This is a genomic window from Humidesulfovibrio sp. (assembly GCF_030689645.1).
Taxonomy (GTDB): domain Bacteria; phylum Desulfobacterota; class Desulfovibrionia; order Desulfovibrionales; family Desulfovibrionaceae; genus Humidesulfovibrio.
In genome coordinates this window covers 18,297-28,669 of the sequence record NZ_JAUYFU010000088.1, presented here as the reverse complement: position 1 = coordinate 28,669, position 10,373 = coordinate 18,297, and the positions used below count along the sequence as shown (strand labels likewise).

Annotated in this window: 13 protein-coding genes; 4 read left to right on the top strand and 9 right to left on the bottom strand. The window is 64.7% G+C overall.

All coding sequences use genetic code 11. The features are described 5' to 3' along the window. From Q8O35_RS12520 to radC, 4 genes are all read left to right on the top strand, one after another. Window positions 1–1,636: class I tRNA ligase family protein (locus tag Q8O35_RS12520; protein ID WP_305573811.1), on the top strand; the 1,636-nt coding region annotated here is incomplete at its 5' end. Window positions 1,637–1,666: 30 nt separating this feature from the next. Next, window positions 1,667–2,200 (top strand): LPS assembly lipoprotein LptE, encoded by a 534-nt coding sequence (gene lptE / locus Q8O35_RS12515; RefSeq protein WP_305573809.1) that lies wholly within the window; start codon window positions 1,667–1,669, stop codon window positions 2,198–2,200. Window positions 2,201–2,209: 9 nt separating this feature from the next. Continuing rightward, a complete protein-coding gene (locus Q8O35_RS12510; RefSeq protein WP_305573807.1) occupies window positions 2,210–3,247 on the top strand; it encodes a DNA polymerase III subunit delta in 1,038 nt (345 codons plus the stop codon). Then, window positions 3,244–3,966, top strand: a complete 723-nt coding sequence (radC, locus tag Q8O35_RS12505; protein ID WP_305573805.1) for a DNA repair protein RadC — start codon at window positions 3,244–3,246, stop codon at window positions 3,964–3,966. The genes Q8O35_RS12510 and radC overlap by 4 nt, the downstream gene beginning before the upstream one ends. Window positions 3,967–4,227: 261 nt before the next feature. Here the strand turns inward: radC and Q8O35_RS12500 are convergent, their stop codons facing one another. From Q8O35_RS12500 to Q8O35_RS12460, 9 genes are all read right to left on the bottom strand, one after another. Then, the gene (locus Q8O35_RS12500) at window positions 4,228–4,776 is read right to left on the bottom strand and encodes a DUF2059 domain-containing protein (RefSeq protein WP_305573803.1); all 549 of its coding nucleotides are present in this window, start codon (window positions 4,774–4,776) and stop codon (window positions 4,228–4,230) included. Window positions 4,777–4,816: 40 nt separating this feature from the next. Beyond that, window positions 4,817–5,359 (bottom strand): hypothetical protein, encoded by a 543-nt coding sequence (locus Q8O35_RS12495; protein ID WP_305573801.1) that lies wholly within the window; start codon window positions 5,357–5,359, stop codon window positions 4,817–4,819. A gap of 89 nt (window positions 5,360–5,448) precedes the next feature. After that, complete coding sequence (gene uppS, locus Q8O35_RS12490) at window positions 5,449–6,174, bottom strand: polyprenyl diphosphate synthase (RefSeq protein ID WP_305573799.1); 726 nt, start codon at window positions 6,172–6,174, stop codon at window positions 5,449–5,451. A 7-nt stretch (window positions 6,175–6,181) separates the two neighbouring features. Beyond that, window positions 6,182–6,736, bottom strand: a complete 555-nt coding sequence (frr, locus tag Q8O35_RS12485) for a ribosome recycling factor (RefSeq protein ID WP_305573797.1) — start codon at window positions 6,734–6,736, stop codon at window positions 6,182–6,184. A gap of 2 nt (window positions 6,737–6,738) precedes the next feature. Further along, window positions 6,739–7,461, bottom strand: a complete 723-nt coding sequence (gene pyrH / locus Q8O35_RS12480; protein ID WP_305573795.1) for a UMP kinase — start codon at window positions 7,459–7,461, stop codon at window positions 6,739–6,741. A gap of 102 nt (window positions 7,462–7,563) precedes the next feature. After that, window positions 7,564–8,187, bottom strand: coding sequence for a translation elongation factor Ts (gene tsf, locus Q8O35_RS12475; RefSeq protein WP_305573793.1), 624 nt, complete (start codon window positions 8,185–8,187; stop codon window positions 7,564–7,566). Window positions 8,188–8,190: 3 nt separating this feature from the next. Continuing rightward, on the bottom strand, window positions 8,191–8,967 hold the full coding sequence (rpsB, locus tag Q8O35_RS12470) for a 30S ribosomal protein S2 (protein WP_305573791.1): 777 nt from the start codon (window positions 8,965–8,967) through the stop codon (window positions 8,191–8,193). Window positions 8,968–9,192: 225 nt separating this feature from the next. Then, window positions 9,193–9,969, bottom strand: a complete 777-nt coding sequence (locus tag Q8O35_RS12465; RefSeq protein WP_305573789.1) for a fumarylacetoacetate hydrolase family protein — start codon at window positions 9,967–9,969, stop codon at window positions 9,193–9,195. 7 nt (window positions 9,970–9,976) lie between these two features. Beyond that, entirely contained in the window at window positions 9,977–10,366 is a 390-nt protein-coding gene (locus Q8O35_RS12460) for a response regulator (RefSeq protein ID WP_305573787.1), read from the bottom strand. Window positions 10,367–10,373 lie beyond the last annotated feature (7 nt).

Below are 10,373 nucleotides of genomic sequence, written 5' to 3'. Positions count from 1 at the left end.
CATGGACCGCATCAAGCGCGGGGCCGAGGATCTGGAGAAGGAGGGCGTGTTCACCGGCGCGTACTGCGTGAACCCGCTTACGGGCAAGGACATGCCCATCCACGTGGCCAACTTCGTGCTCATGGGCTACGGCACCGGCGCGGTGATGGCCGTGCCCGCCCACGACCAGCGCGACTTCGAATTTGCCCGCAAGTACGACCTGCCCATGCAGGTGGTCATTGAGCCCAAGGGCGAAACCCTGGACCCCTCCGCCATGACTGCGGCCTACGCCGACCCCGGCTTCCTTGTGAACTCGGGCCAGTTCGACGGCATGGGCAACCAGGACGCCAAGGCCTCCATCATCAGCCACCTGGCAGAAACCGGTTGCGCCAAGGCCACGGTGAACTACCGCCTGCGCGACTGGGGCATTTCGCGTCAGCGCTTCTGGGGCGCGCCCATTCCCGTGGTGCACTGCGACACGTGCGGCATGGTGCCCGTGCCGGACGACCAGCTGCCCGTTCGCCTGCCCGAGGACGCCCAGGTGCGCGAGGACGGCCGCTCGCCGCTGCCCCTGCTGGAAAGCTTCGTGAACGCCAGTTGCCCCAAGTGCGGAGGCGCGGCCAAGCGCGAGACCGACACCTTCGACACCTTCATGGAGTCCAGCTGGTATTTCCTGCGCTACACAAGCGCCCGCAACGACGACGCGCCCTTTGACCGCGAGGCCCTCAAATACTGGTCCCCGGTGGACCAGTACATTGGCGGCATTGAACACGCCATTCTGCACCTGCTTTACTCCCGCTTCTTTGTGAAGGTGCTGCGCGACCTGGGCTACACCGACGAGGCCGAACCGTTCAAGCACCTGCTCACCCAGGGCATGGTGCTCAAAGACGGCGCCAAGATGAGCAAGAGCAAGGGCAACGTGGTGGACCCCAACTCCATGATCGGCAAATACGGCGCCGACGCCACGCGCCTGTTCATCCTCTTCGCCTCGCCGCCGGAAAAGGACCTGGAGTGGAGCGATGCCGGCATCGAGGGCGCGTTCCGCTTCCTGAACCGCGTGTGGCGCCTGGCCGAGGAGCTCGCCGACGCGGGCGCGCTCAAGGCCGTCGGCCCCTGCGCCCCCCTGTCCGAACTGGGCGGAGCCGTCGAAGGCCAGGCAAAAGATCTGCGCCGCAAAGAGCACGACACGGTCCGCAAAGTTACCCGCGACATGGACAACAAGTTCCAGTTCAACACCGTCATCGCCGCGCTCATGGAGCTGGTGAACGAGATGTACGGCGTGAAGGACGGCCTGAAAAATGCTCCCGGCGGCGCGAAAGCGCTGTCCTCGGCCCTCTCCACGGTGCTGACGCTGCTTTCTCCAGTGGCCCCGCACCTGTGCGAGGAACTTTGGGCCCACATGGGCCACAAGGGCCAGTTGGCGACCCATCCCTGGCCCGGCTATGACGAGTCGGCCCTGGTGAAGGACGAGATCGAGCTGGTGGTGCAGGTGAACGGCAAGGTGCGCGGCAAGCTCATGGTGCCCGCCGCAGCCAACCAGGACGAGTTGCGCGAGTTCGCCAGAACGCACGAGAACGTGCTCAAGCACCTTGAAGGCAAGAGCATCAAGAAACTCATCGTGGTGCCGGGCAAGCTGGTCAACGTGGTGGCGGGCTAGCCCGCCGCCGATACAGGGGGGAGGTTCGTCATGCCCAGGCTTTCGCGCACACTGGCCTTCAGGCTGGCGCTGTTCCTCCTGGTGGTCCTGGCCCTGTGCGGCTGCGGCTACCACTTCGCTGGTTCGGGCGCATCCGACGGCACGGAGCAAGGCTCGCGCCTGGCGCCGGACCAACGCAACATGGCCCTGGTGCGCGTGGACAACCCTTCCACCGAGTCATGGCTTGAGCCCCGCCTGCGCTCCCTCATCCGCGACGAGTTCAATCGCCGCCGACTGGTGAACTGGACGGACAGGGCCAAGGCCACCAGCCTGCTGACCATCACCATCAAGAGGTTCACCCGGTCCACGGCCTTGGCGGGACAGGCGGACCAGTCCGTGAAGCTCAGCACAAGCATCACCGTCGTTTTCCGCATCACACGCGCCACAGATGGCGCCGTCATCTGGGACTCCGGCGAACAGGTCCAGAACGAGTCGTTCTACCCCGGCGATTCCGACGGCGCGGACCAGCGTCTCACCGACCTGCTGGTGCGGCGCATGGCCGACCTCATCACCGAAAACTACTAGGCGGCCGGCATGGCTTCGCCCTCTGCTCCGCTGATATCCGCCCGACGCGGCCACCGCTTCCTCATCTGCCCGGACGCGGAACTGCTGCGCCGCCAGGTGTCCAAACTGGCGCTCGGCTTGGGCGAGAACGTGGCCCGCAAAGTGTTCTGGGGCGACGACGAGCCCTTCTCCCAGTCCTACTGGGGCGAGCTGACAACCCAGAACCTCTTCTCCACCCCCACCGTGCTGGTGCTGCGCCGGGCCGAGGCCCTCAAGGCCGAAGTCTGGGACCGCCTGGATGAGGCCGTCCGCCTGACGGCGTCCACCGTGCTGCCCGTGTTCTGCCTGGAGGGCCGCTGGAAGGACGGCAAACAGCCGGTGCCGGTGTTCCTGCCCAAGCGCAAGCTCTGGCAGGCGGCGGAAGCCAACGCCTGGATCTGGCAGTCCGCCGGACTCACGGAATCGACCCTGCCGAAATTCCTCGACCTCTGGGCCAGGGACAAGGGCCTTGAGATGGATGACCCGGCGCGCCAGGCCTTGCTGTGCGCCCTGCCCCACGACGCCCTGGCGGCTGGGCTTGAACTGGACAAGCTGGAGCTGGCCGCTGGCGACGGGAAACGCGTCACAGCGCAGATGGCCGAACTCATCGCGCCGCACGGCGACATGGATTTCTTTGATTTCATGAAGGGGCTGGCGGCCTCTCCGGCCAAGGATCCCGAAGCGCTGCGAGCCGTCTGGGCGCGCGTGCTGGACGACCATTTGCGCCCCGGCGGCGACAAAATCCTCTTCCAGCTTCTGGGCTACGTGGCCTGGCAGGCCCGGCAGATGTGGATGCTTTGCGAAGGGGAGGAGCACAAGGTGCGCATGAACCCGCGCGACAAGCCCGCCCTCTCGCAGATGGCGCGCCGCCTGGGCCGCGCCGGCATCGCCCGGATCATCGAGCTGACCCTGGACGCCAATCTGGGAGTCATCAGCGGCGCGCGCAGACCCGACGACACCCTGGAATCCTATGTGGCCCAGCTTTCCGCTCTGTTGCAGGGCAGGGACCAGGACCGGAGGCCCGCGTGAGCCCCGCGCCCAAGCCGCCCAAGGCAACCAGCAAGGCTGCGGAGACCCCGCCGCCGCACTACCTTGGCCACCGCCAGCGACTGCGGGAGAAACTCACCACGGAGCCCAAGGCCCTGGCGGACTACGAACTGCTCGAGCTGCTGCTGGGCCAAGTGCTGCCCCGCCGCGACACCAAGCCCCTGGCCAAGGACCTCGTAGCGCGCTTCGGCTCCCTGCGCGAGGTAATGACCGCCCGGCCCGAGGCCCTCTGCGAGGTCAAGGGCTTTGGCGAAAGCCTGGCCGGGCACTGGGCGCTCTTGCGCGAGATCTTCGCCCGCCTTGGCGAAGCCCCCGTGCGCGAAAAGCAGGTGTTCTCCGGCCCGGAGGTGGTGGCCGAGGCCGCGCGGGCGCGCATCGGGCACCTGAAGGTGGAGGAATTCTGGGTGGCGCTGGTGGACAACAAGAACCGGCTCATGGCCTGGGAGCGCGTTGGCAAGGGCACTGTGGACGAGACCCCGGTGTACCCCCGCGAGGTGTTGGCCCTGGCCCTCAAGCATCAAGCCTCGGGCCTCATCCTGGCGCACAACCATCCCGGCGGCGACCCCAGCCCGTCCGTGCAGGACCGCGAGCTCACCCGGCGCATCGCCCGCGCGGCGCAGGAGCTGGGGCTGCGCGTGCTGGACCACCTTATCGTCACCGAGGCCGCGCACTTCAGCTTTCAGGACGCTGGCCTGCTTTAACACGGCCAAGCTCCATCCATCCGCCCATCGCCCTGGAGAAGATGCCCGCATCGCTGAGCATCCTTGAACCAACTCCATGCTGCCAGACGCCCCCCTGGCGGCGCTGGCCGTCTTCAGCGCGAGTTCCTGGCGGTGGCAAGGCGCAACTCCGCCAGGTCATGCACCCCAAGACAAAGGCCATAAAAACCGGCCTCCCTCCCCGCATCTGCTACGACGAGAAAAGAGGCCGGAACCAGTCTTTAAAATGATATGCGGGTCCGGCTACAGCTGGCCCGAACCAACCGCTGCGCCCTGGACAGGGCTCTGGGCCTCGCGCCGCTGGGCTTCACGCTGCAAGGTCTCGTTCACGCGCTGGTTCAGCTGCGGAATCATGCCGATGGCCATGCGCTGGGCCACGTCCTTGGACTCTCGCATGGCCGAGGGCATGATGGCCACGGCCTTGCGCCCCACCGGGGATTCGTAGAAGGCCGCGAGCTCGCGCATCTCCTGCGGGCTGAAATGCTTGGCGAACACCGGCAGCAACTGGTCGGCCAGCCCGCCCGGGGCGGCGATCTTCTCCGAAACCAGGGCCGAGATGTCGCGCTCCACCGCAGGCATCTTGTCCGCCGGGATGTCTGGGCGGAACTTCTTCACCAACCCCATGTTCTGGCGAACGAACTGCATAATCAGGTCCTTGCCGCCCATGGCCTCAATGAGGCGCAGCACCTCCTGGCGCTTGGCCGGACTCAACTCCTCAGCCTGGGCGACCGAGGCGAAAACGACAACGGAAAGACACAGGGCCGCAAACCCGGCGCAGATTTTTTTCAGCAAAATTCCAGCTCCTTGTTCTATTCTGATGCAGGCGCGAAGCTTAGAGCTCCTGACCGCCCTGAAGCATTCTCAAGCGTTCCTCGATCTTGGGCGCGGCCTTGGCGGTGACGATTTCAGCCAGGCGCTCGCCTATGATCTCCATGTCCCGCGCAATGCCCGGCTGCATGCGCACCACCCGCTGCATGCGCGGGTCGCGCCCTACGCCGATGAGGTAGCGCACGTCCTGGCGCGTCATATGGCGCTTGAACACCGCCACCATCTCACCCAGGGACTGCTCGGCGGCGGCCTTGAGCTCGGCGCGCAGCTCCTGATGAATGAGATCCAGCACCCCCGGAGCAAGGTCGGGCCTGCTCTGGCGGAACAGCTCAATGAGGGCGTCGAGCTGGTGCGCCGCGCCCATTTCCATCATTTCCCCATAGCCGAAGAGCCGCAAGTACTCCAACACCTCGGCGTCGCTGGGGAGGTCCGGGGCTTGGGCCTGGGCGGCATCGCCGGACTTGTCCGCGGCGTGGGCCGAGGAGGTGGGCGGAAAGGCGCAAAGACACAGGGTCAGCAATAAGGCAAAGGCAAAGGGATGACGCATGGGGTCTCCTGCTGTTTTTCGGAGGGAACCACGCTTCGGGGGGAAAGGCAAGACCAGGCAGGCTGCCTGCGACTGCCGGGGAGCCGGGGCTAGTCGGCCACCTGCTCGCCGGTTTTTCCGAAGCGGCGCTGGCGGCTTTGATAGTGGGCCAATGCACGCTCAAGCTCGGCCTCGTCAAAGTCCGGCCAGAGGGTTTCGGTGAAGTAGAACTCGGCGTAGGCGGCCTGGAACAGCAGATAGTTGGAGAGCCGCAATTCGCCGCTGGTGCGGATGATCAGGTCCGGGTCGGGCTGGCCTGCGGTGTACAGCTCCGCCGCAAAGGCATCCTCGGTGATGGCTTCCGGCGCGAGGCCCTTGGCCGCAAGGGCGCGGCAGGCGCGCAGAATCTCCTCCCGGCCCGAATAGTTCAGTGCCAGGTTGAGGGTCATGGCGCGGCAGTGGGCGGTCTTGCTCATGACGTGGGACAGGCTCTGCCGGACCACGAAGGGCAGCCCGTCCATCTCGCCCAGGACCTTCAGGCGGATGTCCTGTTCGAGCAGGTTGCCCAGCTCGCCCTTCATGTACTCCACCAGCAGGTCGAAAATCAGCCCGACCTCATCCTTGGGGCGCGACCAGTTCTCACGCGAGAAAGTGTACAGCGTGAGGTGCCTGACCCCCAGCTCGCGGCAGCGGGTGACCACGGCCTTGGCGGTGCGGGTCCCGGCGCGGTGGCCCTCGCTGCGCGAGAGCCCCCGGCGCTGGGCCCAGCGACCGTTGCCGTCCATGATGATGGCGATGTGCCCGGGCACGGAAGAAGCGTCGGTGGTTCCGGTCATTCGCGCCTTACAGGGCCAGGATTTCCTTCTCCTTGAGGGAGAAGGCCTCGTCGCACTTCTTGATGGTGTCGTCGGTGAGCTTCTGCACCTCGTCGGTCAGCTTGCGCTGTTCGTCCTCGGTGATGTCCTTGTCCTTCTGCAGCTTCTTCAGGGCCTCGTTCAAATCGCGGCGCACGTTGCGCACGGCCACCTTGGCTTCCTCGGTGAACTTCTTGGCGACCTTCACCAGATCCTTGCGGCGGTCCTCGGTAAGAGGCGGAATGCAGATGCGGATCAGCTTGCCGTCGTTCACGGGATTCAAGCCCAGGTCGCTTTTCATGATGGCCTTCTCCACCGCGCCAAAGGCCGCCTTGTCCCACGGCTGGATGGTGATGGTGCGAGCATCGGGCACGGAGAGCGAGGCGATCTGGCCAATGGGCGTGGGATTGCCGTAGTAGTCGGCGATGATGGGCTCAATAAGGGAAACGGAGGCCCGGCCCGTGCGCAGGCGCGAGAACTCCTTGGTCAGACTCGTGAGAGCTCCGACCATGCGTTTTTTTCCGTCGTCGATCACTGCGTGCATGTCTAGTTCCCTCCTTCAACGATGGTGCCGAGCTTCTCCCCCTGGATGACCCGGCGGATGTTGCCTTCCTTGAACAGATTGAACACGATGATGGGCAGGTTGTTGTCCCGCGCGAGAGAAATGGCTGTGGCGTCCATGACGCCCAGGCGCTTCTCCAGGGTCTCCATGTATGTCACGGTGTCGTAACGCACGGCGTCCGTGAACTTCTTGGGGTCCTTGTCGTACACGCCGTCCACCTTGGTGGCCTTCAGGATCGCCTCGCACTTGAGTTCCGAGGCGCGCAGGGCCGCGGCAGTGTCGGTGGTAAAATAGGGGTTGCCGGTTCCGGCGGCGCAGATCACCACGCGCCCCTTTTCCAGGTGCCGTTCCGCGCGGCGGCGGATGTACGGCTCGGCCACTTCCTTCATGGTGAAGGCGGTCATGACGCGGGTGTCGCAGCCAAGCTTCTCCAGGGCGTCCTGCACGGCGAGGGCGTTCATGACCGTGGCCAGCATGCCCATGTAGTCGCCCTGTGCGCGGTCCATGCCCTGTTCGCTTGCGGCCATGCCCCGGAAAATGTTGCCGCCGCCGATGACAAGGGCGATCTGCACGCCGAGCTTGGCCACATCAGCTATTTCGCGGCAGAAGGTGCCGATGGCCTTGGGCTCGATGCCGAACTCCTGCTCGCCGGCCAAAGCCTCGCCCGAGAGCTTGAGGAGAACCCGTGAGTAGTGCAGCTTTTCCATGTTCCTCCTCGTAAGGTGGGCGTTGACCCGGTTGCTTCCTGTTATATCTTCGCCAGCTGGGGAGTTTCAAAAAAAACGGGCCTTGCGGCCCGTTCGTTTTCGCTATTCCTCGGTGGCTTCCGCTTCGGCGTCTTCGCCCAGGACCATGCGGCTGAACCGCCCGACCTGCATGTTCTCGCCCAAGACGGCGATGAGCTCGTTCAGCAGATCCCGGATGGACTTCTTGTCCTCCTTGATGAAGGGCTGATCAAGCAGGCAGACTTCGGAGTAGTACTTCTTCAGGCGACCTTCGACGATCTTCTCGGCGATGGCTTCGGGCTTGCCCTCTTCCATGGCCTGGTTCTTGAAGATCTCGCGCTCCTTGGCCAGCAGGTCCGCGGGCACCTGTTCAGGCGACACGCACAGAGGCGCGGTGGCGGCGATCTGCATGGCCAGATCCCTGGCGAAGGCCTGGAACTTCTCGTTCTTGGCCACGAAGTCGGTCTCGCATTTCAGCTCGACCATGACGCCGATCTTGCCGTTGTTGTGGATGTAGGAACCCACAATGCCCTGGCTGGTGGCGCGGCCGGCCTTCTTGGCGGCCTTGGACAGGCCCTTCTCGCGCAGGTAGGCGATGGCCTTCTCTTCGTCGCCGCCGCTCTCAACGAGGGCTTTCTTGCAATCCATCATGCCTGCGCCGGTCCTTTCGCGCAGAACCTTCACCGCTTGGGCGCTGATCTCAGCCATGACTTACTCCTCCTCGGCGGCGGCTTTCTCGGCGGCCGCATCGACTTCAGTTTCCTTGGCCGGGGCGTTCTTGGCGCCGCCGGGGGCGTTTTCCTTCTGGACAGCCGCGCCTTCGATGCAGGCGTCGGCGATGTGGGTGGCGAAGAGCTTGATGGCGCGGATGGCGTCATCATTGCCCGGAATGACGTAATCGATGAGGTCCGGGTCGCAGTTGGAGTCGACCACGGCCACAACGGGGATGCCCAGCTTGCGGCATTCCTTCACCGCGATGTGCTCGCGGTTGGGGTCGATGATGAAGGCGACCCTGGGGGCTTCGGCCATGTCCTTGATGCCGCCCAGAGCGTCGTTCAGCTTCACGACCTCGCGGCTCATCTGCACAATTTCCTTCTTGGGGAACTTGTTGATGGTGCCGTCGGCAAACATGGATTCCAGGCTCTTCAGGCGGTCGATGCTCTTCTTGATGGTCTGGAAGTTGGTGAGAGTTCCGCCCATCCAACGCTGGGTGACGCAATGCATGCCGCAGCGCTCCACTTCAGCCTTGATGGCCTCCTGGGCCTGGCGCTTGGTGCCGATGAACAGGACCTTGCCGCCCTTGGCCACGGTCTCGACGATGAAGTCGTGGGCCTTCTGGAACAGCTTCACGGTCTGCTGCAGGTCGATGATGTGGATGCCGTTGCGCGCGCCAAAAATATAGGTGCGCATCTTGGGGTTCCAGCGGCGGGTCTGGTGACCGAAATGGACGCCGGTCTCCAGCATCTGCTTCATGGTAACGTAAGCCATAATTCCTCCTGGGTTTAACCTCCGCCCTGGCAATTGGCCGTCCCCGGAACATCCGGGGCACCCAGAAAAAAGCCGGGGCGTGTGATTTGTGAAACGGGTGTTTTTACGTCGAACGCCAGCGCTTGGCAAGGGGAAAAAGCACCTGGACGCAGGACGGATTCACCCGTTCCGGCGATTCGAAAAAAATGCCCATGATTGCGGCCCTGAAAATAGCCGCCGTCGCGGCTACTGCACGGCGCTCGCGTCGCTGGGGCCTTCGCTGATGACCGGATTGAGCAGGAAGCCCACCTGGTCGATCTCCACGCTCACCTCGTCGCCCTCTGCCAGGGGGCCGATGCCCGCCGGAGAGCCGGTGAGGATCACATCGCCAGGCAGGAGCGTCATGACGCGGGAGATGAAGCTCACGAGCATCGCTGGCGGGAAAATCATGTCTGCGGTGGTTCCCTGCTGCCGCACCTGTCCGTTGACCACTGCCCGGATGCCCAGGGCGCGCTCATCCGTCACGTGGGTCTCGATCCAGGGGCCCACGGGGCAGAAGGTGTCGAAGCTCTTAGCCCGCGTCCACTGGCCGTCCTTGGTCTGCAGGTCGCGCGCGGTGACGTCGTTGGCGCAGGTGTAGCCGAACACGCAGCTGCGGGCCTCGGCCTCGGAGACGAAGCGAGCCGTCTTGCCGATGACCAGGGCCAGCTCGGCCTCGTAGTCCACGCGCTCTGAGCAGGCAGGCATGACGATGGCGTCGCCGGGGCCGATGACGGAGCTGGACGGCTTGAGGAAAAGTATCGGCTCGTCCGGCAGGGCCAGGCCAAGCTCGCGGGCGTGATCGCGGTAGTTCAGCCCCACGCAGACGACCTTGCTGGGCCGCACCAGGGGCAGAAGCTCCACCTCGGAGAGAGGGATCTCATCGGGCAGCCCCTCCTCGTTGTTCAGGCAGCGCACTGACTCCGGGCTGGTGATTGCGGCGTAGAACGAACGGTCGCGGTAGCGGACACGGATGATGCGCATGGCTCCCCTACAGGCCCTTGGCCGTCTTGCGGCGGTCATAGGCGATGTGGATGATGCCCAGGAGCTCATCCATGGGATAGGGCTTGAGCAGGTAATCGGAGCCGCCGCGGGTCATCATCTCCGCAGCGATGTCCACCGAGGCGTGACCGGTGAGGATGATAACCTCAATGTCCGGGTCGATCTTCTTGATCTCGGGCAAGGTGTCCTGGCCGCTCATGCCGGGCATCTTCACGTCCAGCAGAACGATGTCGTGGGGGTCGCCCCTCAGGATCTCAAGGGCGCTCTGCCCGCCGTCCGCGATGGTGACGGTCATGCCGTGGGCGGTGAGGAGCTTGCCCAGGGTGTTGCGGAAACGCTCTTCATCGTCCACCACCAGCACCTTGATTACCTCGGCCATGCGCGCA